28 protein-coding genes and 1 tRNA gene are annotated in these 23,516 nt (G+C 32.6%); 20 read left to right on the top strand and 9 right to left on the bottom strand.

What is annotated here, in order from left to right; all coding sequences use genetic code 11:
* From ABDH49_06655 to ABDH49_06645, 3 genes are read left to right on the top strand one after another with little or no spacing between them, the layout of a single operon-like run.
* Nucleotides 1-1,278 (top strand): Mur ligase family protein, encoded by a 1,278-nt coding sequence (locus tag ABDH49_06655; GenBank protein MEN3046643.1) that lies wholly within the window; start codon nt 1-3, stop codon nt 1,276-1,278.
* Between the two features lies 1 nt (nt 1,279).
* The gene (locus ABDH49_06650) at nt 1,280-3,853 is read left to right on the top strand and encodes a UvrD-helicase domain-containing protein (GenBank protein ID MEN3046642.1); all 2,574 of its coding nucleotides are present in this window, start codon (nt 1,280-1,282) and stop codon (nt 3,851-3,853) included.
* Nucleotides 3,850-4,701, top strand: coding sequence for a glycosyltransferase family 2 protein (locus tag ABDH49_06645; GenBank protein ID MEN3046641.1), 852 nt, complete (start codon nt 3,850-3,852; stop codon nt 4,699-4,701). The genes ABDH49_06650 and ABDH49_06645 overlap by 4 nt, the downstream gene beginning before the upstream one ends.
* Here the strand turns inward: ABDH49_06645 and ABDH49_06640 are convergent.
* Genes ABDH49_06640 through rplM form a run of 7 tightly spaced genes read right to left on the bottom strand, consistent with a single transcriptional unit; the run spans nt 4,681 to nt 10,528 of the window.
* The gene (locus tag ABDH49_06640; GenBank protein ID MEN3046640.1) at nt 4,681-7,068 is read right to left on the bottom strand and encodes an insulinase family protein; all 2,388 of its coding nucleotides are present in this window, start codon (nt 7,066-7,068) and stop codon (nt 4,681-4,683) included. The two genes, ABDH49_06645 and ABDH49_06640, sit on opposite strands and share 21 nt — an antisense overlap.
* Entirely contained in the window at nt 7,068-7,700 is a 633-nt protein-coding gene (locus ABDH49_06635; GenBank protein ID MEN3046639.1) for a lysophospholipid acyltransferase family protein, read from the bottom strand. The genes ABDH49_06640 and ABDH49_06635 overlap by 1 nt, the downstream gene beginning before the upstream one ends.
* Nucleotides 7,687-8,391, bottom strand: coding sequence for a UMP kinase (gene pyrH, locus ABDH49_06630; GenBank protein MEN3046638.1), 705 nt, complete (start codon nt 8,389-8,391; stop codon nt 7,687-7,689). The genes ABDH49_06635 and pyrH overlap by 14 nt, the downstream gene beginning before the upstream one ends.
* Nucleotides 8,392-8,400: 9 nt before the next feature.
* Nucleotides 8,401-9,000, bottom strand: coding sequence for a translation elongation factor Ts (tsf, locus tag ABDH49_06625; GenBank protein ID MEN3046637.1), 600 nt, complete (start codon nt 8,998-9,000; stop codon nt 8,401-8,403).
* A complete protein-coding gene (gene rpsB, locus ABDH49_06620; protein MEN3046636.1) occupies nt 8,993-9,739 on the bottom strand; it encodes a 30S ribosomal protein S2 in 747 nt (248 codons plus the stop codon). Before rpsB ends, tsf begins: the two co-directional genes overlap by 8 nt.
* A complete protein-coding gene (gene rpsI, locus ABDH49_06615; protein MEN3046635.1) occupies nt 9,693-10,082 on the bottom strand; it encodes a 30S ribosomal protein S9 in 390 nt (129 codons plus the stop codon). The genes rpsB and rpsI overlap by 47 nt, the downstream gene beginning before the upstream one ends.
* A 2-nt stretch (nt 10,083-10,084) precedes the next feature.
* Nucleotides 10,085-10,528 carry a 50S ribosomal protein L13 gene (gene rplM / locus ABDH49_06610; GenBank protein MEN3046634.1) on the bottom strand — a complete coding sequence of 148 codons (444 nt, stop codon included), beginning with the start codon at nt 10,526-10,528 and terminating at the stop codon, nt 10,085-10,087.
* A gap of 79 nt (nt 10,529-10,607) precedes the next feature.
* On the opposite strand from rplM, the gene ABDH49_06605 reads away from it, so the two are divergent.
* From ABDH49_06605 to ABDH49_06525, 17 genes are all read left to right on the top strand, one after another.
* Entirely contained in the window at nt 10,608-11,513 is a 906-nt protein-coding gene (locus tag ABDH49_06605; protein ID MEN3046633.1) for a peptidoglycan DD-metalloendopeptidase family protein, read from the top strand.
* A gap of 4 nt (nt 11,514-11,517) precedes the next feature.
* Complete coding sequence (locus ABDH49_06600) at nt 11,518-14,268, top strand: hypothetical protein (protein MEN3046632.1); 2,751 nt, start codon at nt 11,518-11,520, stop codon at nt 14,266-14,268.
* Nucleotides 14,258-14,593, top strand: coding sequence for a preprotein translocase subunit YajC (gene yajC / locus ABDH49_06595; GenBank protein ID MEN3046631.1), 336 nt, complete (start codon nt 14,258-14,260; stop codon nt 14,591-14,593). The genes ABDH49_06600 and yajC overlap by 11 nt, the downstream gene beginning before the upstream one ends.
* Nucleotides 14,577-15,104, top strand: coding sequence for a peptide deformylase (gene def, locus ABDH49_06590; GenBank protein MEN3046630.1), 528 nt, complete (start codon nt 14,577-14,579; stop codon nt 15,102-15,104). The genes yajC and def overlap by 17 nt, the downstream gene beginning before the upstream one ends.
* A gap of 45 nt (nt 15,105-15,149) precedes the next feature.
* Complete coding sequence (gene fmt, locus ABDH49_06585) at nt 15,150-16,079, top strand: methionyl-tRNA formyltransferase (GenBank protein ID MEN3046629.1); 930 nt, start codon at nt 15,150-15,152, stop codon at nt 16,077-16,079.
* On the top strand, nt 16,076-16,327 hold the full coding sequence (locus tag ABDH49_06580) for a DUF2905 domain-containing protein (GenBank protein ID MEN3046628.1): 252 nt from the start codon (nt 16,076-16,078) through the stop codon (nt 16,325-16,327). Before fmt ends, ABDH49_06580 begins: the two co-directional genes overlap by 4 nt.
* A gap of 26 nt (nt 16,328-16,353) precedes the next feature.
* A complete protein-coding gene (gene rpsE / locus ABDH49_06575; protein ID MEN3046627.1) occupies nt 16,354-16,854 on the top strand; it encodes a 30S ribosomal protein S5 in 501 nt (166 codons plus the stop codon).
* A 1-nt stretch (nt 16,855) separates the two neighbouring features.
* Nucleotides 16,856-17,062, top strand: coding sequence for a 50S ribosomal protein L30 (gene rpmD, locus ABDH49_06570; protein MEN3046626.1), 207 nt, complete (start codon nt 16,856-16,858; stop codon nt 17,060-17,062).
* Nucleotide 17,063: 1 nt separating this feature from the next.
* A complete protein-coding gene (gene rplO, locus ABDH49_06565) occupies nt 17,064-17,510 on the top strand; it encodes a 50S ribosomal protein L15 (GenBank protein MEN3046625.1) in 447 nt (148 codons plus the stop codon).
* Between the two features lies 1 nt (nt 17,511).
* Nucleotides 17,512-18,843, top strand: coding sequence for a preprotein translocase subunit SecY (gene secY, locus ABDH49_06560; protein MEN3046624.1), 1,332 nt, complete (start codon nt 17,512-17,514; stop codon nt 18,841-18,843).
* A complete protein-coding gene (locus ABDH49_06555) occupies nt 18,843-19,475 on the top strand; it encodes an adenylate kinase (GenBank protein ID MEN3046623.1) in 633 nt (210 codons plus the stop codon). The genes secY and ABDH49_06555 overlap by 1 nt, the downstream gene beginning before the upstream one ends.
* Nucleotides 19,472-20,224, top strand: coding sequence for a type I methionyl aminopeptidase (gene map / locus ABDH49_06550; GenBank protein MEN3046622.1), 753 nt, complete (start codon nt 19,472-19,474; stop codon nt 20,222-20,224). The genes ABDH49_06555 and map overlap by 4 nt, the downstream gene beginning before the upstream one ends.
* An 11-nt stretch (nt 20,225-20,235) precedes the next feature.
* Nucleotides 20,236-20,454 carry a translation initiation factor IF-1 gene (gene infA, locus ABDH49_06545; GenBank protein MEN3046621.1) on the top strand — a complete coding sequence of 73 codons (219 nt, stop codon included), beginning with the start codon at nt 20,236-20,238 and terminating at the stop codon, nt 20,452-20,454.
* A 50-nt stretch (nt 20,455-20,504) separates the two neighbouring features.
* Complete coding sequence (gene rpmI, locus ABDH49_06540; GenBank protein ID MEN3046620.1) at nt 20,505-20,699, top strand: 50S ribosomal protein L35; 195 nt, start codon at nt 20,505-20,507, stop codon at nt 20,697-20,699.
* 5 nt (nt 20,700-20,704) lie between these two features.
* Complete coding sequence (locus tag ABDH49_06535) at nt 20,705-21,088, top strand: 6-carboxytetrahydropterin synthase (protein MEN3046619.1); 384 nt, start codon at nt 20,705-20,707, stop codon at nt 21,086-21,088.
* Nucleotides 21,081-21,749 carry a 7-carboxy-7-deazaguanine synthase QueE gene (locus ABDH49_06530; GenBank protein MEN3046618.1) on the top strand — a complete coding sequence of 223 codons (669 nt, stop codon included), beginning with the start codon at nt 21,081-21,083 and terminating at the stop codon, nt 21,747-21,749. The genes ABDH49_06535 and ABDH49_06530 overlap by 8 nt, the downstream gene beginning before the upstream one ends.
* 47 nt (nt 21,750-21,796) lie before the next feature.
* A tRNA-Pro gene (locus ABDH49_06525) sits at nt 21,797-21,872 on the top strand.
* Between the two features lie 547 nt (nt 21,873-22,419).
* Here the strand turns inward: ABDH49_06525 and ABDH49_06520 are convergent.
* A complete protein-coding gene (locus ABDH49_06520; protein ID MEN3046617.1) occupies nt 22,420-23,202 on the bottom strand; it encodes an arginase family protein in 783 nt (260 codons plus the stop codon).
* Nucleotides 23,203-23,496, bottom strand: coding sequence for an antibiotic biosynthesis monooxygenase (locus ABDH49_06515; GenBank protein ID MEN3046616.1), 294 nt, complete (start codon nt 23,494-23,496; stop codon nt 23,203-23,205).
* Between the last annotated feature and the right edge of the window lie 20 nt (nt 23,497-23,516).

Genomic DNA, 23,516 nt, shown 5'->3' with positions numbered 1-23,516 from the left:
ATGAACTTTTTAGAAGCAAATTCATTTCTTGAATCTCTCATAAATTATGAGAAAAAAAACATAAAGGGTGAATTTGATTTTGAAAGATTTTTAAAAGACCTTAATGAATTTGGTAATCCTCAGCTTCATCTTAAAAATCCTTGTATAATTGCTGGCACAAAGGGAAAGGGAAGCACAGCACATCATATTGTCTCTGGTTTTATTCAAAAGGGCTTTAAGAACGTTGGCCTTTATACATCTCCCCATGTTATGGACGTAAGAGAAAGAATCAGAATAGGAAATGATCTTATTTCTGAAAAAGATTTTATATTTTATGTTTCAAAAATAAAGGAAAAAGTTGAAAAGGGAATTTTTTTGACTTATTTTGAGGCTTTAACAATTATTGCTTTTTTATATTTTAAAGATAAAAATACAGACTTCAACGTTTTAGAGATAGGACTTGGGGGAAGACTTGATGCTGTAAATTCTTGCCAAACTGACTTTTCAATAATTACACCAATCAGCTATGATCATGAACATATTCTGGGAAATACCCTTTCAAAAATTGCCTACGAGAAAAGTTTTGTCATAAAAGGTAAAAATACTATAATTTCTCCCCAACCAAAAGAGGTTCTTGAAGTTTTAATTGATAGAGCGAAAAAAGTAAAAAGTGAAGTGTACCTTCTCTCACTGAAAATACCATTTAAAATTAAGGAGGCTTCTTTAAATGGAACCTCTTTTAAAATATATTTTGACAACAGGTGGCATGAAGTTTTTACTAAGTTAATTGGAGATTTCCAGGCTATAAACGCAGCTTGTGCTTTTTTATACCTTTACCTTATGGGAATTAAAAATTACGAGTTTACCGAATTCAAAATCTTTGGTAGATTTGAAAAAATTCTCGATAACCCATTTTTTATCGTTGATGGCGCCCATAATCCCCTATCAATCTCTGCTGTTGTTAGAAATGTTAAAAATATTATCAAAAAAACACCTGATTTTCTTATTTTTGGATCAAATAAAGATAAAAATATAGCAAAAATGTTAAAAATTTTAGAAAGACTTGAACCTAAAAATTTAGTTTTAACTCAATCACATATACCAAGAAGAGAAAACCCTAAAGTTATCTACGAAATAGCAAAAGGACTAAATTTTAGTAAAATAGCTACCTTTGAAGATGCCTATGAAGCTTTTAACTTTTGTCTTGAAAACTCAAACTCAAGTTCTCTTATACTTTTAGTAGGATCTTTCTATCTTGTTGAACTCGCAAAGAAATTCGTTAACTTTATTATAAAATAAAATGTTACAGAAAAAGCTGGGAAAATATGAAATTTTAAGGTGGCTGGGAGGTGGAACTTTCGGTGATGTTTACCTTGTAAGAGATACCTTAATTGATAAACTTTTTGCAATAAAGGTTCCAAGAATAAGAAAAGAAGAATGGGAAATTTTAAAAAGAGAGGCTAAAGTTTTATCCGAGCTTTTACATGAAAATATCGTTAGATTCTACTCTGTTGACATAATAGAGAATAATCTCATAATGACAATGGAGTATGTAGAGGGATTCTCACTTAGAAATCTGATAAAATCTGCACCTGTTGATGAGGATCTTGTTTTAAAAATTTTTAAAAAAGTTCTCCTTGCCCTTTCCTATGCTCATTCAAGGGGCTTTTTGCATAGAGATTTAAAACCTGAAAACATTCTCTTAACATCTGATTATGAACCTAAAATCTCAGATTTTGGACTTGCCCTTATCTTCCAAGAAAAAGTAAGTGGAAACATTGTTGGAACACCACTTTATCTTGCACCTGAGGGTTGGAGGGGAAATTACTCTGAAAAAACCGACATCTTTGCAGTGGGTTGCATGATGTATGAGTGCTTTACAGGATTCCCACCATTTCAAGGTAGAACCTTTGAAGAAATTAGGGAAAAAATAAAAAAGGGGAATTTTAAAAGACTCACAGAAAATGTAAGTGAAAATACAAGAAGGGTTATAGAAAAGGCAATAGATCCCGATCCTGAAAAGAGATTTAAAACAGCAAAGGAAATGTATGAATCACTTGAAGAAGGATTGAAAGTTTCTTATATGGCACTGATAGATGTAAAGATAGGTGATAAGAAAAAAAATATATTAGAAGATTTAACAGATGAACAAAGGGATGCTGTAACCACAGAAGAAAGGTTTGTACTTGTAGTTGGTGGTGCGGGGACTGGTAAGACAACTTGTCTAATAAGAAGAGCATCTTATCTTATTGAAGTTAAAAATTTTGAGCCAGAAGAAATCATTATTACGACTTTCACGGGCAAGGGGATAAATGAAATAAAATCACGTCTGATGCTTCTTCTTTCAAAGAAAAATTTTATTTCATTAAATGTTTCCACATTACATAGTTTAGGTTTACAGGTTATTTATACTGGGGGAGAAAGAATAGGTTTTAACATGGAAGAAGCTAAAGTTATTTCAAGAAGTGAAAGTTTTCAGATAATTAGAAATAACTTTACTGAGTTTTCTCAGGTTGAACTTGAAGAAGTAATTAAAACTATTTCAGTTTCTAAAATTAATTTACTTACACCTGAGGATCTTTTAAGATCAGATTATGCTTGGCTTAGAAAATGTGGTCTTGTTTACAAAAGATATTCAGAAATTTTAAGAGAAAATAACTTGTTAGATTACGATGACTTGATATTTTATTCAAATCTTATACTTGATAACTATGAAGATATAAAGGAAAGATTTTCGGAAAATATTAAGTATTTGCTTGTTGATGAGTTTCAAGATTTAAGTTATGGTGAGGTGTCACTTTTAAGAAAATTAAGAGAAAAAGGTGGATCTTTATTTGCTACAGGTGATCCGGACCAAGCTATTTACGGTTTTAAAGGAGCTTCTACAGAATTTATAAACAATTTCGAGAAATACTTTGAAAACTCAAAAATATACTATCTTACAAAATCCTTTAGAATACCAGAACATATTTATGAAGCAGGTTTAAAGATTTTATCTAAAATAAAAGATAGGAAAGAGTTTTTCTTTACACCTGCTGAAAAAAAGGGAGAAAGGATCTTTGTTTTTCATGCCGAAGACGAAAAAGAAGAGGCTAAGTTTATTTCTAAAGAAATAAAAATTTTACTCTCACAGGGTACTAAAGAGGAAAAGATAGCTGTTTTATCAAGATTTTCTTACTATCTAAAAAATATACAAGAGACGTTAAAAAAGGAAAATATACCTTTTAACGTTGAGGGTAAATCAAGATTTTATACTAAGAGTCTTGTTAGGGCACTTATAGGTTATCTCGAATCTGTTCAGTTTAGCAAAAGAGAAGTTCTTAAAAAGACTTTAAAATATTTCCTGGGAAATAAGAAAATAAGTGAAGATATTTTAAAATTGTGGAAAACTCATCAGAAAGAGAAATTTTCAAAAACCCCCTTTGAAATAGTTGATGAATTTCTTGAAAAAATTAACTTTTATGAGTTTCTTAAAAATTTACCTCCAGATCAAGAAAAAGAAGAAAGGGAAACTTTAGATGAATTTTTCTTCCTTTTAAGGGAATATAAGGCTAAAGAGTTAAAAAAATTCTTAGATTCCTTTTCAATTTTAGAGAGTCTTGAAACTGACTCAAAGGAAGGGGGTGTTTTTCTCTCTACGATTCATGGTGCTAAGGGTCTTGAATTTGATGTAGTTTTTATAACAGGTGTTGCTGAATCTATCATTCCCAGTATTAGAAGTCTATCACAAAAGAAAGAGTTAGATGAAGAAAGAAGACTCTTTTACGTTGCTTTAACAAGGAGTTGTGAAAAGGTTTTTATAACAAGACCTAAGATGAAAGCTGGAAAAAAACTTACGCCCTCACGGTTTATTGAAGAGATGATTATTTCATGAAAGATCTAAGCCTTATTATAGTTAATTATTATTCTAAAGATTTAATAAAAGAGCTTTTAGATTCTTTGCCCTATAGTGTTAAAAGGGAGGCAGAAATTATAATTGTAAACAATTCACCTTCTGAAAACCTTGATTTTGAGGGTTATCCTTTTTTGAAAGTGATAAATAATGAGGCGAATTTAGGATTTGCGAAGGCCGTAAATATAGGTATAAAGGTAAGTAGGGGTGAGTATATCCTTCTTGTTAATCCAGATGTTAAATTTATCAGTGGGTTTGAAAGTGCTTTAGAGCTTATAAAGAAAAGAAAGGAAATAGGTATGCTTGTTCCGCTTATGATAAATAAAAATGGAGAAAAGATTCCACCTTGGAGAGATACGGAGTCTCATTTTAGGACTCTTTTATTTTTGTTAGGTTATGCAGATTTTATTAAAAAAAAGGAAAAAAGGAGGATTAAGGAAAAGTTTGTTCCTCTTGCACCCTGTGCCTGTGCCCTATTTCCCTCAAAAGTTTTTAAAAGGGTAGGCTACTTTGACGAGAATTTTTTTCTTTTTAAAGAAGATGGAGATTTAGTGAGAAGGTTAAGAAAGGAGAAATTTTACATATATTTTTATCCTAAATGGATCGTCTATCATGAATTCGGTGGAACCCACAAAGAAAGTCTTTTTGCTTTCTATCACAGAATAAGATCCCTTTACTATTTTTACAAAAAAAATCAAAAAATAATGTATCCTTTTATTAGAATTCTATTGCCACTCTTTTTTTTAATTAAATCGATCCTCTCAAAAAACTTTAAATACTTTTTAATCTCTCTAAATTTTAAAATTTTTTTAAAAAACATAGATCTTTGAAAAATTTTCTATGTTTAAGACTTTTTCTGCCAATTTTTTTACATTTTTTAATTTAACTTTCCTAATGTTATCTTTGATAAATTTATCAAAATCTTCTCCTAAGCCTAAATAAATGTAAAAACCTTTATAGAAACTTCTTGTCTCATGGTTTGATAGTCTTCTTATATAGTTTCCTAAAAAAGAGTTAAGTGCAATTTCAAACTCTTCCTCCTCTATTTTTCTCTTTATACTCTCAAAAATTTTTCTCATTTCATTTTCTACCCTTTCTAAGTTTTCTCTATCTGTTCCTATTTCATAATAAAAAAGTAACTTTCCTGGATAAATTCTGACTCCAGATGAAAGTCTATAGGAAAATCCCAGTTTTTCCCTTATAATCTCTTGCATTCTTTGAGTTAAAATTTCTGAAAGAGAGATATAATCGAGAATCTCCCTTTTATCTTCAAATTCAAATACCTTTCCTCCCAGAATATAACTCTGTTTTAAATTTAACTTTATCGAATCAATAAAGCGTTCTTCATTTATCTTAATTTTTTCTATAGGTTTATAATCTGAAATTTCTTTAACTTTAATTTTTAATAAAGAGTCGGGGTTTTCCGATTCGTATGTTATTATTCTGTTTTCTTTTTCTAAAATTTTGGCAAACTCATAGAGATCCTTCAATTTAATTTTTTCTATTTTTTCTTTTTCACCGTAGATAGATTTTTTTTCATCTTTGAATAAATTTTTTTCAAATTCTTCCCAAGCTTTTATATATGGATCTTTTTCAGAAATTGTTCTTGCTAAAATTGCCTCTTTCTTAGAATTTTCTAAAATAAAAGTGTCAAATTCAGGTTTTAAGAGCTTATCAATAAAGTCAAGAATTTTATCTTTACTTTCCGATGAAAAAACAACTCTTATATAAGAAAAATCCCATCTGTGATAATAATCATCAAACGGTATATAGGGGTTATCAAAAGTTTTTACCCTTAACCCTTCTTCTTCAATTATTTTGTTTATTCTTTCATTTAAAAGAGCTCTAAAAAATACTTGAGAAATACCATTTTTAGATAGTTCTTCTGCTTGTACTCTTTTTTTAATAAGTATATGAATAGCCTCTGGAAATGCTTCTTTTATTGCAGTTTTTTTTGATTCTGAGACAATTACTGTTTTACTGTAAGAGCTATTAAAGAAGTTTTTAAAAAATTCGATAAAATCTTTATATTCTATCTCTCTTATATTTTCTACAATTTTTTCTCTTAAGAGAGGATCCTTATAGATAAGGTAGTTTGCAAGATAGAAAATAGAGTATACAGGGTCAAGATCATCGTAAACTTTCTCCTTTATAAGTTTTTCTCTTAATCTCTCAAAATCTTCTTTTTTCATGCTATCTAAAAAATTTTTTATAAAGGAATTTAATTTTTCAGTTAAATAGATGAGAGAATCTTTGTTTAAGTTATTTTTTAAAGTTAAATTAAAGAAGATGACACCAAATTTTTTCTTCGGTTCATAACTTAATGAAGCTTCTAAGATGCTTTTGTGTTTTTGTTTAAATTTCTTTAAAGCGTTCTCAGAATTAAATATTTCTTCTAATAAAATAAAATAAGAGGCTGAAGTATAGTTAAGCGGGGGCGCCTCAAAACACTTAAAAATATAAAAGTTTTTAACTCCCCCAATATTTAAAAATATTTTCTCACCATAAAATCTCTGTAAATTCAAATCCACCTCATTAAAGAATTTTTCCCCTCCTAACTCTCTCCCAAAAGTTTTTTCAATAAAATCAAAAAGCTCTTTTTCATCTACATCACCACTTATAAATATTACCATATTGTTTGGTACATAAAATTTTTTATAAAACTCTATTAGTTTTTCCTTTTTCAGATTTTTTATTGCTCTTTCATATCCAATAACAGGGTGTGAATAGTTAGTCCCTAAAAAGATTATTGAGTCCACCTTTTCTTTCACAACGTTAAATTCTCTTGATCTATCCTGATAAATTTCCTGCAATATAACACCTTTTTCTTTTTCAAATTCTTTATCAGGAAAAGTTGATTTAAAAATCATAAGATATAAAAGATATATTCCTTCTTTATAGTTTTGGTCAGGTCCAGAAAAAAAGAATGCCGTATAATCTTCTCTTGTAAAGGCATTAACGTAGAGTCCAAGTTTATCAAAATTTTTCCTAAGTTTCTCCCTTGTAAACTTTTCATTACCATCAAAGAGCATATGTTCAAGAAAGTGGGTCATCCCCTCAAAACCTTCCTCCTCATTAAAACTTCCGGAGTTTACAACGAGAAGAAAAGTAAAGATATCTGTTTTTTCCTTCTTTTTGTATATAACATGAAGACCGTTTGGTAAATTAATCGTTATATAAAAAGTTAAAAAATACATTAACATATTTTCCCTCCCCTTTTAATATATTTTTCTGCTATTAAATTTACTTCTTTTAAAAGTTTTGTAAAAAGTTCTTTGTCAATGTTTTTTTTGTTGTAAATATAAATTGGAGAGGAAATAAAGACTGTGCAGCGAGAAAAGGGAAGAGGGATCATGAATTTATCCCAGGTGGGAAGTTCAATTTTTTTAGAAAAGGCAACACCAACAAGGTGTATGGGAGCACAAGATAAGTAAGATATAAAAAGGGCTCCTTCTTTAAAAATCTCCCTTGGCCCCTTTGGTCCATCAGGTGTAATTGCTGCAAGTTTATCTTTTTTCAGAGCCCTCACGATTTCTCTAAAAGCTTTATCTCCCAATTTTGTGCTTGATCCCCTTATTACAGCAAATCCAAATTTCTTTAAAGGTTTTACCAAAAGTTCACCATCTTTTGAGGCAGAAACTAAAATTCTTATTCTTTTGTTTCTATAAAAATAAATTAGCGGAAAAAAGGATCTATGCCAAAAACAAAAAAGAGCCCTTTTATTTGGAAAATCTCCTATTTGCCTAAATTTTATTGTTTTTAAAAAGAAGTAATAAACTATTGGCAAAATTCCCTGAGCCAGCTTTATTAGAAATTTACCTTGTAACAAGCGTACCTAACTTTTCTCCAAGTAAAATTTTCTTTAAAATCCCGTTCTTTGTTATATTAAATACAATTATCTCTATTTGATTTTCTTTACATAAGGCAACAGCTGAAGCATCAAGTATTTTCAAATCATTTTTTATTATCGTATCATAATCAATTTTATCGTACTTTATTGCATCCTTGTTAGTTAAGGGATCTTTTGAATATATTCCATCTACTTTAGTTCCCTTTAGAAAATATCTTGCAGAAATTTCCACTGCTCTTAAAGCTGCTGCTGTGTCTGTTGAAAAAAAGGGATTACCTGTTCCTGTGGCAAAAATAACTATCCTGCCCTTTTCAAGATGTCTTATTGCTCTTCTTCTTATATAAGGTTCAGCTACCTGTTTTATTTCGATTGCTGACATGACTCTTGTTATCTTACCTTTTTTCTCTAATATAGCTTGGAGGTACATAGAGTTTATAAGTGTTGCAACCATCCCCATGTAATCAGCTGTGACTCTATCAATTCCCAGTTCTTCACTCTGAATTCCCCTTATGATATTGCCTCCTCCAACAACGACAGCCACTTCAAATCCAAGATCGTGGATTTCCTTTATTTCATCTGCAACTCTTTCAAAGGACTCAGGATCTAACCCGAATTTTGATGACCCTAAAACCTCCCCGCTTATTTTTAAAAGTATTCTTTTATTTTCCATTTATTTAAACTATTGCTCCCCTATTTTGAACCTTGCGAACCTTTTTACTACGATATTTTCTCCAAATTTTGTTATATATTGTTTAATTAAGTCCCCAACTGTTATCGATGGATCCCTTATGTAGCTCTGTTCAAGTAAACATTTTTCTTTAAAAAAGTTCTCCATTTTCCCCTCTACTATTTTTTGTATTATATTTTCAGGTTTGCCGCTTTCCTTAGCTTGCTCGTAATATATTCTTCTTTCTCTTTCAATTATCTCCGGAGGAATGTTCTCCCTTTTAACAGCTATAGGGTTCATAGCAGCAATTTGCATAGCAATCTCTTTAGCCAACTTTATAAACTCCTCATTTTTGGCAACAAAATCTGTTTCACAGTTTAGCTCCACCAAAACACCAAGTTTTGATCCCGGATGAATATACGCCTCTACAATACCCTCTTTTGCCTCCCTATCGATTTTTTTCTCTGCTTTTGCAATCCCTATCTTTCTAAGAATTTCTACCGCTTTTTCTATATCACCATTTGACTCAATAAGAGCCTTTTTACAATCCATTATTCCTGCACCTGTCCTTTCCCTTAATTCTTTAATTAGTTCAGGGCTTATTTCAGACATTTTCTTCCTCCCCTTTTGCTTTTGCTTTTCCTCTTAAATAAGCACCAGTTATAATTCTTGTAATGTATTCTATTGATTTCATAGCATCATCATTTCCAGGTATTGGATAATCAATAATTTCTGGATTTCCATCTGTATCTATTAGTGAAACTATAGGAATTTTTAACTTTCTTGCTTCCCTTACTGCGAGCTCTTCTTTAACTGGGTCTACTATATACAAAAATCCAGGTAGCTCGTACATCTCCCTCAGGCCACCCAAATTTTTCTCTAGTTTTTTATAAACTGTTAGAATTTTCTGTTGTTCTTTTTTAGGGTATTTCTCCAGTCTACCGTCTTCTCTCATTTTTTCTATTTCTCTCATCTTTTCAATTCTTGTTCTTATTGTTTCAAAGTTTGTGAGAAGCCCTCCAAGCCATCTTTCAACTACGTAATAAGCCCCTGCCTTTATTGCGTATTCCTTTATAATTTCTTTTCCCTGCTTTTTTGTACATACATAAAGGGGAATTGCGCCTTCTGAGCCCTTGTGTTCCACAAATTCAATCGCCTCTCTAAGTTTTTCAATAGTTTTATTTATGTTTATAATGTGGATTCCCTCTTTTTTACCGTATATATATCCTTGCATCTTCGGATTCCACCTGTAGGACCTATGTCCAAAATGGACACCGTGTTGTAAGAGTTCCTCTAACGAAATTTTAGCGCTTTGAATACTGGTGAGCTCTCCTGCGTTTTGTAAGTCCATATTTCATCCTCTCCTTTTCTCTTGAATCACGCGTTAACATACCTCGTGATTTCAAAACTGCCTTAAATCCCTCATTATACTTAACAAGAGCTCTACTTAAAGCGTACCTGATAGCACCTGCCTGTCCTGAAAGTCCTCCTCCCTCTACTTTAACAACTACATCAAAATCGCTTTCTTTTTGGACAACCTTTAGAGGCTCAAAGGCATGAATTATGAGGTCCTCTCTTTTGAAGTACTCAAGTGGTCTTTTTCCGTTTACCCAAATTTTTCCAGTACCAGGGCGAAGTCTTAATCTCGCCCTTGCTGTCTTCCTTCCTCCCGAAGTTAAAATTACTTCACTCATAATTATTTAATTTTATCTATTTCAATAGGCTCGGGTTTCTGAGCAATATGGGGATGACTCGAACCAGAATAAACTTTTAATCTTTTAATTAATTTTTTCCCTAATTTATTTTTTGGTAACATTCTTTTTACAGCTAATTTTATAATTTTTTCCGGATTTTTTTCGAGCAATTCCTTTAGTTTCTTAAGTTTTAATCCTCCTGGATATCCCGAGTGCCTATAATATATCTTATCAGTAAGTTTTTTTCCTGTAACTTTAATTTTGTCAGCGTTTATAGCTACAACAAAGTCGCCTACGTCAAGGTGAGGTGAATAAATAGGTTTTCTCTTGCCCATCAAAAGTAGTGCAATTCTTGAAGCCGCCCTCCCAAGAACTTTTCCATTTAAGTCAACAAGATACCACTTCCTCTCCACATTTTCAAAACTCATAGGGGTTATCTTTTCCATGCCACTTTATTATACGTTTTTATACTTAAATTTTTCAAACTTTTTGAATTTTTTTAATCAGTTATTTTATACTCAGGCTATGGGAGGAAATCAAAAAAATGGATTTTTAATTCACATTGTACCCTTAAGCGGTGTTGGAAAGGTAAGGAAATTCCTCGTTACCAATTTTTTAGTTAAATTAGTTATAAGTGTAGTAATTTCTTTTGTATTTACAACTATTTTTCTATTAGTTTACTTTTTTAACACTGAAGTGGATAAAAACAAGCTGAATTTTTTGATAAGAGAAAACTCATTTCTTACTAAAAAAATTAGTTCACTTATGCTTAAAAATGATTCTCTTGTTAAAAAAATAGAGAAGTTAGCAAATGAAATAAATAAGTTAAGGAAACATGCGGGTCTTGATGCTATAGACGAAGATTTTTTAAAAATGGGAATAGGAGGTAGCCTGGTGCCGAGTCAAGGCTTAGCAAGTTTAGAAAAAAGAATTGACTATATGTTAAAACTTGTACATAAATTTGATAGAAAGCTTAGTGAGTATAAAGATGTTATTGACAAAAAGAAAAATGAGCTTGAGCATACTCCTTCAATCTTGCCTGTTGCTTCAGGTTTTATAGTTTCAGGATTTGGTTATAGAAAGGATCCTTTTACAGGAAGAATTAAACTGCATGAGGGTGTAGATGTTTCGTCAGGTTTTGGTGCGCCTGTTATTTCAACAGCTAAGGGAAAAGTTACATACTCTGGTTGGAGGGAAGGTTATGGTCTTACTGTAGAGATTGATCATGGTAATGGTTTTAAAACAATATACGCACATAACTCAAAAAATTTAGTACAAGTTGGTGAATCGGTTGAAAGGGGTGAAATAATAGCTTTAATGGGTTCAACTGGAAAAGCCACAGGAGTTCACGTTCACTATGAAGTAAGACTCTTTAATAAACCCTTAAATCCAATAAATTTTATTATCCCTGATCATCTCTATTTTGATTAAAACTATGAGATTATTTTTTTTTATCCTAATTTTTCTCTTATTTTCCGGAATAAACAAGATTCAGTATAAAGATTTTGATTTTAAGTATTTAGAGACAGAACATTTTAAAATTTATTATTATTCTGGTGGAGAAAAGCTCGCAGCCTTTGCCTCCTATCACTTAGAAGAAGTCTTTCCAAAATTTAGCGATTTTTTCCAAATAAAAATAAATTATAAAATTCCAGTTATTATTTACAACTCACCTAATGATTTTAGACAAACAAACGTAATCTTTGAGACTTTGCCTGAGGGTGTTGGAGGTTTTACCGAAATATTCAAGAAAAGAATTGTTTTACCCTTTAACGGTTCTTACTCTGAATTTAAACATGTTCTTATTCATGAGCTAGTCCATGTCTTTGAATATGAGCTTTTCTACGGAAGAGTCGGACAAAACCTTTTAACTGGAAATGTTCCTAATGTACCCCTTTTTGTTATGGAGGGTCTGGCTGAATATTTATCAAAAAATGAGGATTCTGAAACAAGGGGATTTGTAAGAGACTTAATTATAAATAACCTTTTACCTGATTTAGAAAGACTCTCAATCAGTGGGGACTATATTGTTTATAGATTAGGTGAGATGTTTTTTAGATTTATAGAGGAAAAATATGGTAAAGAAAAAGTTTCAGAGTTTGTAAGAAATTTTCAAGTAGCAAGGAATCTTGAAAGAAATGTTAAAAAAACCTTTGGTGAAAATTTAAAGAGGTTATCAGAGCGCTTTAACTGGTATATTAAGGATAAATTTTATAGGGACTTTAAAAGCTACAGTTTCCCCTATGAAATAGCAGAAAGATTAACTGAGCATGAATTAGAGGGAGGCTTTTTAAACATAGGTTGTGCTATTTCTCCTGATGGTTCAAAAATAGCCTTTATATCTGATAGAGCCGGCTTTACTGACGTATATATTAAATACAGGGGAACAAAAAAATTAAAAAAAGTTATTTCAGGCCAAAAAAATCCCTCTCTTGAGAACCTCCATCTTGTAAGACCTTCCCTTTCCTTCTCTTTAGATGGCCAATACTTAGCTATAGTTTCTTCCGGAGGTAAAAGCGATGTTCTTTTTATATTTGACATAGAAAAAAATAAATTTATCAAAAAAAGAGAGTTTTCAGAGTTAGATGCAGTATATGAGCCCTCATTTAATCCTAAAAGGAAAGAAGTTGTTTTTGCGGGAATAAAGGATGGGTTTTCGGACATATATATTTACAATGTACAAACAAATCAACTAATTTCTTTAGTAGAGGATAAATTCGATGACAGAACCCCTGTCTTTATAAACGATACTTTAATATTATTTATTTCTGACAGAAACTTTGAGGGTAAGTTCGGAGACTATGCAGTTTTTTCATATAACCTAAGAAATGGAGAAATAAAAAGATTAACACCCTATCTTGGAAATATCGATGATCCCTTCATTTATGGCAAAAAAGTCTATTTTCTCTACGATGAGCCTGATGGTCTAAGAAACCTCTGTTTTTATGATATAGAAAAAGACTCCCTATATAGGCTAACCAGTTTCCCCACACATATAAAAGATGTCTCCTACTCAGAAAATATTAACTCTATATGTTTATCACTCCTTTGGAAAGGTGGCTATGATATTTTTTTAATAAAAGATATTTTCTCCCTAAAACCGCAAGCTATTAATTTGTACAAGGGGGAGAAAGTGGAGTATAAGGAGGCTGACTATCCTACAAGAGATTATACTCTTAGTTTAACGCCAGATTGGATCGTAGCAGGATTTGGATTTTCTCCACTTTATGGCTATTATGGAGGATTTACAATCGGAATATCTGATATTCTTGGTAACTATAAAATTGAATTTTTCTCAGAACTATCTCAAGACCTTCTAAATTCCAATTGGGATTTACGTATATTTTATCTTAAAAAAAGAGAAGACTACATGCTTGAATTTTATCAATACTTCCCCTATTACGTTTTATCTCCAACTAAAGACGCCCTAGACAGAAACCTTGGCCTTTTAATTCTTTCTATCTATCCCTTTGATATCTTTAACAGCATAACCTATGGCTTTAATATCAGCTACAGGGAACGCTACCTTATAGACTATTTAAAAGAAGAAATCACATTTCAAACTTTTACTGTATATGATTTAATTTTGTTTTACCTATTTAAAAGAAGCTTTATATTAGAAAATAAAGTAAAAGACGGGGAGCTTTTTGCTTTAGGGCTTACAAAGGGTTTTTCTCCCAGCTATAGTTACTATGAACTTCAGGCTGATTTAAGAAAATACTTTAGATTAACTCCACGCTCTAACTTAGCAATAAGACTTTATTCAGGCATTATAGAGGGAGACGAAAAAGTTATCTCCTATTATTTTGGATCACCCTATCTTATGCGAGGCTATGACCTCTTTTCTAAATGGGGTAGAGTGCTTATTTATAATGCAATAGAGCTTAGAATTCCCTTCCTTGATAGACTCAGAATAGCCTTTCTCCCTGTTGAAATCGGGGGCGTAAAAAGTGTATTATTTATCGAAAGCGCCCTACTCGGAAACAGGGAGGACTTCAGAAGATACAGACTGGTTGAAAGGGGTGTGTATTTTCTAAAAGCTAAGGATTTACTCATGGATGTGGGTGTAGGTTTACGATTTGATTTGGGCTACTTTTTTATGAAGCTTGATTTTGCAAGAAAGTGGGACTTAGAGAAATTATACGGTAATTGGCAATTTTGGCTAACTTTCGGTGATGATTTTTAACTTAATTTCACAATCTGGTTCACAAGAGGTTAACCCCATCGGTGCCATAATTGTCTTTATTTTCCCCTTTGTTGCGATGCTTTTCATCTTTTATTTCTTTTTTATAAGACCCCAGCAGAAAGAAGAGAAGGAAAGAATTAGGATGATAAATTCATTAAAAAAGGGCGATAAGGTAGTAACACTTGGCGGTATAATAGGAACAGTAGTTAAGGTTGAAGATAGTGCAATCACCTTAAGAACAGGACCAGGAACCCTAATAAAGTTTGAGAAGAACGCAATAAAAAGAAAAATAGGTGAGACTGTAGAAGGTGAAAAAGGTTCTTGAAATAAGGTATTACGGGGATCCAATCCTTAGGAAAAGGACAAGACCTGTTAGGAAAATAACACAGGAAATTAAAGATTTGGTATCTCAAATGATTGATACAATGGAATTTCACGAAGGAGCAGGTCTTGCCGCAAATCAGGTCGGTGAGGATTTATCAATTTTTGTAGTTTCAGAAAAAGTTGTAGGAAAAGAAAAGGGCCCCCTTGTTGTAATAAATCCAGAAATCATAAACATAAAAGGCCAAATTATAATGGAAGAGGGTTGCCTTTCTATACCCGGGATCTATGCTGAGGTAGAAAGAGCTGAGTTTGTCGATTTAAAATATGTAAATTTAAAGGGGGAAGACAAGGTGCTAAAGGCAAATGGCCTTTTAGCAAGAGTTATATTACATGAATATGATCATTTAAAAGGTTTTTTATTTATCGATAGAGTTGATAGAGATACAAGGAGAATTCTAATTGCCCGCTATAGAAAAAATATTGAATTAGAGAAGGGTAGAATTAAAGTTTAAAAGGGGTTAAATTCCCGTAATTTTCTTTTTTTAAATTTAATATTTATGATGTTTGAAGGTAGTTTCATATTTTTTGGAACAGGAGATTTTGCTGCTAAAGTATTTTTGTCACTTTTGAAAAATGGGATAAAACCAGACGCCATCGTAACAGCCCCAGATAAACCCCAAGGTAGAGGGCTAAAAATTACCCCTCCCCCTGTAAAAGAACTTTCTCTACAACACGGTATAAGAAAAGATAGAATCTTTCAACCCCACGATGTGAATCATCCCGCACTCATAAGCGAACTAAAAAAACTTGAACCTGAAATAATCTTTTTGACCGATTACGGTCAAATACTCGACAAAGAGCTATTAGATCTACCAAAATATGGTGCAATAAATCTTCATCCCTCTCTTTTACCGAAATACAGGGGAGCCGCACCCTTAGAAAGAGCCATTATGAACGGAGAAGAAGAAACAGGCTTTACCTTTTTTATAATGGACGAAAAGATTGATACTGGAAAAATAATCTATCAGGAAAATATTAAAATAGGTGATAAAACTAAAGGCGACATTGAGGCTATAATTTCGGAGAGAGCAATCAGCGTTTTTGTAGAGATTTATGATAAGTATAAAAGGGGAGAAATAAAACCAAGACCTCAACAGGGAGAAGCATCCTATGCTCATAAGTTAACTGAAGAAGAACTTTGGATCGACTGGAAAAAAAGTGCATTCTTAGTAATGAGACACATTCATGCATTATCACCCACACCCGGTGCAAGAACCCATTTTGATGGAAAATACATCAAAATTTATAAAGTACAAGAAAATAAGGATTATTCAGGCCCCGCAGGAAAAATAGTAATTGAAGGTTCAAGACTATTTGTTATGTGTGGCGAAAGTTCAGTAGAGGTTCTTGAACTTCAACCAGCAGGAAAAAGGAAAATGACAGCCTCAGAATACGTTCAAGGCAACCATCCCTTCTGGGCAGAATGAAAATATTCGAAGAATTTGGGAAATTGCTTTTATTTTTAGGAGCCTTCTTAATTTTAATTGGCCTTTTATTCTACTTTTCCTCAAAAATTGAATTCCAAAAAAATTTCCCAAAATTGCCACGATTACCCCTTGATATTATAATAGAAAAAGAAAACTTTAAATTTTACTTCCCCCTGGGAACCTCAATTGTTATTTCAGTTATCTTAACAATTCTTTTAAACATTCTCTTTAAATTCTTGAAAAAATAAAAATGAAAAATGTATAATAAGGAGCCATGGAGGAAAAAACCCTTATTGAAAATATCATATCATTAAACCGCGTTGCTAAAGTTGTAACAGGAGGAAGAAGATTTAAGATTTCTGCATGGGTTGCTATTGGGGACGGAGAAGGTAGGGTCGGAATAGGACATGGCAAAGCAGCTGAAACCCCTGATGCTATTGCAAAAGCTCTAAAAAGGGCAAAAAAGAGTATGATAAGTGTTCCAGTTATAAATGGAACAATACCACATCCTGTTGTTGGAAAAGTAGGTGCCTCAAAAATTCTCTTAAAACCTGCAGGCCCTGGCACAGGCCTTATTGCCTGCCACACCGTTAGAGCAATTCTTGAAGCAGCTGGCTACAAAAACGTTTTGACAAAGGCTTTAGGCTCAACTACACCTTGTAATCTTGCTCAAGCAACAATGGCAGCTTTATCAAAACTTAAAGACCCAAGATTAGTTGCAAAAAGAAGAGGTTTACCTATTTCAAGAGTTATAAGAAAATTTATGATTTCCTAATATGAAAAGATATTTAAAGATAAAACAAATTAAATCTAAGATAGGAGCTAACTGGAAGGCCAAAAGAACACTTGAGGCTCTCGGACTAAGAAAAATAGGGCAGGTTGTTATAAAAAAAGATACACCTCAAATCAGGGGTATGATTGATAAAATTAAATATCTTGTTGAAGTTGAAGAAATTATTGAAAAAGAGGGGGGAGGGTCTTAGTATGCTTGATTTGAGTAAATTAAGACCTATAAAGGGAGCAACAAAAAAGCCAAAAAGGGTTGGTAGAGGAATAGGCTCAGGTCACGGTAAAACATCTGGTAGAGGTCACAAAGGAGCAAAATCAAGATCAGGTAAAGAAAAGGGTCCTGAATTTGAAGGTGGACAAACACCCCTATATAGGAGATTACCAAAAAGGGGATTTGTAAATCCCTTCGGCGAAAAGTACGAGGTTATAAACATAAAAAATTTAGTGGAAAAGTTTAAAGAGGGAGAGGAGGCAACTTACGAAGAGATGAAAAAAAGAAGAGTTCTAAGAAAAAATCTAAAAGTTAAGCTTCTCTCAAAAGGAGATATAAATTTTCCCATAAAAGTTTATGTTCATAAAGCCTCTGAAAAGGCAATTCAAAAAATTAAAGAAGCAGGTGGTGAAGTAATATTTATAAAATAAAATGGCAAAGGAACCCACAATTGAAAGAATAAAAAATATTTTCAAAATAAAGGATTTAAAAGAGAGATTTTTGTTTACAGCACTTGTTCTTGTTATTTTTAGGTTAGGAACACACATACCTATCCCTGGAATCGACGTAAAGGCGCTGGGAGAACTTTTTGCACAGCAACTGAGAGGTTCATTTCTCGGTTTATTTGACCTTTTTGTTGGTGGAGCTCTTTCAAGAGCCTCTATTTTAGGCATTGGAATAATGCCTTACATATCCTCCTCTATTATATTTCAGATTCTCACAACATCTGTTCCTTATTTAGAGAAAATTCAAAGAGAAGGAGAGGCTGGAAGAAGAAGAATCGAACAGTGGACAAGATATTTAACCGTATTTGTTGCTGCAATCCAATCTTTTGGTATTGCCTCCCTTTTAACAAGATTTACTTCACCTTCAGGAGCCCCAATTGTCCCAAATCCTGGTCTGGGTTTTACCCTTTTAACCGTTATTACACTTTCTGCAGGTGCTGTTTTTTGTATGTGGTTAGGAGAACAAATTACAGAAAGAGGTATCGGAAATGGAGCCTCTATGCTTATTTTTGTTGGTTCTCTTGATACAGTTCCTCAAGAAGTCTTACAAACCTTTAACCTATTAAGAAGCGGCGCAATATCACTAGCAGGCCTTTTCTTTGCCCTTTCTATACTGTTTCTACTTACATACTCAATTGTTTACGTTAATCTTTCTTCAAGAAGAATTCCTATTCAATATGCAAGAAGAGTAATCGGAAGAAGGGTTTACGGAGGTTCCTCAACTTATTTACCTCTTAAAATGACACTTGCAGGTGTAATGGCTATAATTTTCGCTCAAAGCATAATGATTTTGCCCTATTCTTTAGGCTCTTTTTTCCCTCAACTACACGATATAATGATTTATACTCATCTTTTTAACCCAGGCCATCTTTTATATGATTTAATCTATGCTATTCTTATTGTTTTTTTTAACTATTTTTACACAGCCGTTGTTTTAAACCCTAAGGAAATAGCTGATAATTTGCAGAAATACTCCGGTTTCATACCAGGGGTGAGGGCAGGGGATAAAACTGCAGAGTACATCGATAATGTCTTAAAGAGAATTTTATTACCTGGAGGAATATTTATAGCTCTAGTTGCAATTTTACCCTATTACATTTCAAGAATTACAAATGTCCCCTTCTATTTTGGTGGAACAAGACTTTTAATAATAATAGGAGTAGCACAGGATACTCTCCAACAAATTGAATCACATCTTCTCACAAGACAATACGAGGGACTATTGCAAAAGGGTAGGTTCAAGGGAAGAAGAGGTTAATGAGGATTCTCTTTATAGGTCCCCCAGGAGCAGGGAAAGGAACACAGGCAAAAAAACTCTCTGAAATTATGGGTATCCCTATTATATCTACTGGAGATTTACTTAGAGAAAACGTAAAGAAAAATACAGAACTAGGTGCTATTGCAAAGAAATATATGGAAGAGGGTGTCCTCGTTCCAGATGATATAATGATTAAAATTGTGGCAAATGCCCTAACAGATCTTGATAGCTTCATCCTCGACGGATTTCCCAGAAACTTAGCCCAGGCCCAAGCTCTTGATAAAATGTTAGAAAATTTAAATAAATCTCTAACACATGTTATTTACTTTGATATAGATGATGAAGAAATAATAAAAAGATTAACTTCAAGAAGATTGTGCCCACAATGTAACAAGATATATAACCTTAACTTTGATCCTCCTGCCAGAGACGAGGTTTGTGATCAATGTAACGTTAAACTTATAACAAGGGATGATGATAAAGAGGAAGTAATAAGAAATAGATTGAGGGTTTTTAAAGAGAACACCTATCCTCTCGTGGAGTACTATGAAAAAAAAGGTATTCTTAAAGTTATAGAGGGTAAGGGAGACGTTGGTGAGATAAATGAAAAAGTTAGAAAGATACTTCTATGATAATTTTAAAGTCAAAAGAGGAGATTGAGAATATAAAAAAGGCCTCGGAGATAGTTGCCAAGGTCTTATTTTATATAGAAGAGTATATAAAACCGGGTGTATCGACAAAAAAGCTAAATGATATAATTGATAGGATGATAAGGAAAATGGGGGGGATACCAGCGTTTCTTGGCTATAAGGGTTTTCCTGCTTCAGCCTGTATTTCAGTTGACAATGAGGTTGTACACGGTATACCGTCAGACAAGAAAATTTTAGAAGAAGGCAGTATAGTAAAGATTGACGTGGGTGTTAATAAGAATGGCTTTTTTGGGGATGGGGCAAAAACATACAAAGTTGGTAAAGTTGATAGTGAAATTGAAAAACTTATAAGTGTAACAGAAAAAGCCCTATATCTTGGGATAAATCAAGCAAGACCATTTAAAAGAGTCGGCGATATTGGATTTGAAATACAGAGCTACGTTGAAAGTCACGGTTTTAGTGTAGTGAGAGATTTAGCTGGTCACGGTATAGGGTACTATTTACACGAAGAGCCCATGGTTCCGAATTACGGAAAAAGTGGACAAGGTCCCCTTTTAAAAAAGGGTCTTGTTTTAGCAATTGAACCTATGGTTAACATGGGATCACATGAAGTTAAGGTACTTGATGATAAATGGACTATTGTAACACTTGATGGTAAACCGTCTGCTCATTTTGAACACACCGTTTTAGTTGATGATGAACCTATTATTTTAACAGCAAATTTTAATTAAAGGGGGAAAGTATGTCTAAAAAGGGTGTAATAAGAATGGAGGGAACAGTTAAGGAGGTTTTACCAAACACCATGTTTAGAGTTGCCTTAGATGCAGGTCCTATTGTCTTGTGTCATCTTTCTGGTAAGATGAGACTAAATTTTATTAAGATACTCCCTGGTGATAGAGTTGTAGTTGAGTTATCCCCTTATGATCTTACAAGAGGAAGAATAATTTATAGAAAAACTTAAATTTAGGTTACGGGAGGTTCTATTCCTTTTTGTTGAATTGATTTAAAAAGATGCCCAAGTTAAAGTCAAAAAAGGCGGCAAAAAAAAGATTTAGGTTAACTAAGAAAGGAAAGGTTAAGCATTTTCATTCTTTTCATTCTCACTTGGCTGGGAGCAAGAACGCAAAAAGAAAGAGAAGATTAAGGAAGGCTGATTATTTAGAAGGTGAAGATGCAAAGCGAATTAAGAGATTAATTGAAGTTTAGTTAAAATGCCCTGGATTTTGAGAAAAAGAGTAAAAAGAGAAATTGGGCATATGCTTTTTAATTATGAGGGTAAATGTGCTTACCCCCACGGCCATACCTATTGGATAGAAGTTGAAATTCAGTTTGATGAACTAGATGAAAGAGGAATGGGAAAGGACTTTGAAGAGATTGAATTTATTATAAAAGAAGTTTTTCCTGATCATGTCTTTTTTAAGCACAGGGATGATAAAAGATTTGAGGAGAAAGAGGGAGTTATAAGTTTGCCCTTTAATCCTACTGCAGAGAATTTATCCAAGTGGACTTTTGAAAAATTTAAAGAAAGGGGATTAAAAGTAAAGAGTGTAAAGATAGAAGAAACTCCCTTTTCTCACGCAATCTATTTTGAGTAGAGAGAAAGATAGTTTACCAGTTGTAGAGATTTTTAAATCTATACAGGGTGAGGGTCCTTTTTCTGGTACCCCCTCAGTTTTTCTAAGACTTGCCTTTTGTAATTTAAGGTGTACTTGGTGTGATTCAGATTATACTTGGAAGGGAAAAGTAGAGTTTATGTGGAAGTCTTTAGATGAGCTAAAGGAAAAGATACTAAGTTATGGTATTAAGCATCTTATAGTTACAGGAGGTGAGCCTCTTCTTTGGGAAAAGAGATTTTTTCCTCTTATAGAAGATCTTTTGAATATAAACTTTGATATTGAGGTAGAGACTAATGGAACGATTCAAAGTTTTTTGCCGGAGAAGGTTTATTTTAATGTTTCTCCGAAGCTTTCGAATTCTGGTAACAGTTTAAAAAAGAGTATAAAGTCAGATGTTTTAAGGAGTTTTAATGAGAGGGAGAGGGTAATTTTTAAGTTTGTTATAAAAAGTGAGAGGGATTTAATTGAGGTGATTGATTTGAAGGAAAAAGTCGGTATTGAAAATAGGAGGATATTTTTGATGCCTGAGGGAAAGAGTTACTTAGAGTTAAGGGAGAAAAGGAGGTTAGTTTATGATTTATCGAGGAGGTATGGGTTTAGGTATACTGACAGGTTACATATTTTGATGGGAGTAAAATAGTTTAGTTATTGATTTTTTGTTGATGTTTTTTTATAATATTATGAAATCGGGGCGTAGCGCAGTCCGGATTAGCGCGCTACCTTGGGGTGGTAGAGGTCCGGGGTTCAAATCCCCGCGCCCCGATCTTATTTATTCCTCATAGAAAAAAGAAATTCCACCCCAGGGTATAATTGAAATCATCGTGTTGAAGTCACCGTAAATAAAAATTGTTGGTGTAAAGCTAATTCTAAATATTAAACCACCAGGCCTTTCAGATTGATACCAGTATCCTAAATTTAGAGTTGGAAGTGGAATAATAATAAAGGTAGAACCAAAACTAACCTCAAAATAATGAGAATTTACTATTTCAAATAAAAAATTTAATGAAACCGGAAAAATAGGAATAGCAGGAAATGAATTATTAAAAATTGAAGAGGAATAATAAGAAGAAAAAAGAGGAGGAAGCGAAAACTCAGGTATTGGTAGAATGCCTATACCTACTCTAGCACTTAAATTTTTTTAATCTATAATCATAATTTCGAGAAAAAAGTAAACCCTGACCTAAAAGTTCAATATAATGACTTTTTTTAGTATAACTATCTTTTTTATCTGTAAGTTGAGATGTTTTTAAAGTGTCAGAATACGTTAATAATAAGTAAGATATTAAAATTAAAGCAATAATTATCCTACATTATAAAGACTTTATTACGATGAATTCACGAATCAAAGTTGAAAAATTGATACCTGAAAGAATCGCATCTCCCCTCAAAGGATTATACTCAACAAAATCTGCAAAAGTAATAACATCTTTTATTTCTTTTAAAATCTCTATTATCTCTTTTAAACTAAACCCACCCGGAACAGGATTCGTAACAGAAGGAAATACACTAGGATCTAAAACATCAAGATCAAAAGAAAGATAAAACCTTCCACCTAAACTAGCTAAATCAATTTTGTTTAAAACTTTAAACGGCGTCTCAGGAAAATTCTCCCTTATACCAAATAAAAATACCTCATTCTCCCTTAAAACTTTTTCTTCATAAAGCACTCTTAACCACGTAGCATGGTTAATTTTAGAATCCATAAAAGAATCCCTAAAATCCGTATGAGCATCAAAAACTAAAACTTTTATATCCGGAATAATCTTTTTTATAGTTCTTAATATAAAAAAAGTTATTGTATGATCACCACCTACAAAAATTACAGTCTTTTTACTACTGATAATTTCAAGAACACTTTCCTCTATCAACCTACCCGCCTCTTTTAGATCAACACCAAAACAAGGGATATCTCCCCTATCCTCAAAATCCTCACAAAATTTATTAAAATAAAAACTCTTTGTTTCGATGTACTCTGAACAGTACCTTAAAAAACTTGGACCTAAGGCACAACCTGAAAAGGGAGAAACATGCTCAAAAGGCACCCCCTTTATTACAATATCTGAACCAACCTTATCTTTTCCAAAAAATTTCACTTAAAATTCAACTACTTCATAAGCTGAAAACTCATTAGGCCTTGAAAAAATATAAGAAGGAGGCGAATCTTGATGTGCCTTCTTAAAATCCTCTGAATTAACCCATCTTAAAAAATCCTCCTCAGTTTTCCAATAAGTTATAACCAGGTAATCTTCACCCTGAAGGGGCCTCAAAATCTCAATCCTTATAAAACCCTCCTGTTTCTCAACAAGTCTTTTCCTATTTTTAAATCTTTCCTCAAAATCCTTACGAAACTCCCTTTTTACAAAAATTCTGTTAATTGCAACAAACATAGTAAATTCCAACTTCTCTC

This window comes from Candidatus Hydrothermales bacterium (assembly GCA_039630235.1).
GTDB lineage: Bacteria > Hydrothermota > Hydrothermia > Hydrothermales > JAJRUZ01 > JBCNVI01.
Note: the sequence above shows the minus strand (reverse complement) of the source record. Positions and strands in the feature narration are given on the sequence as shown.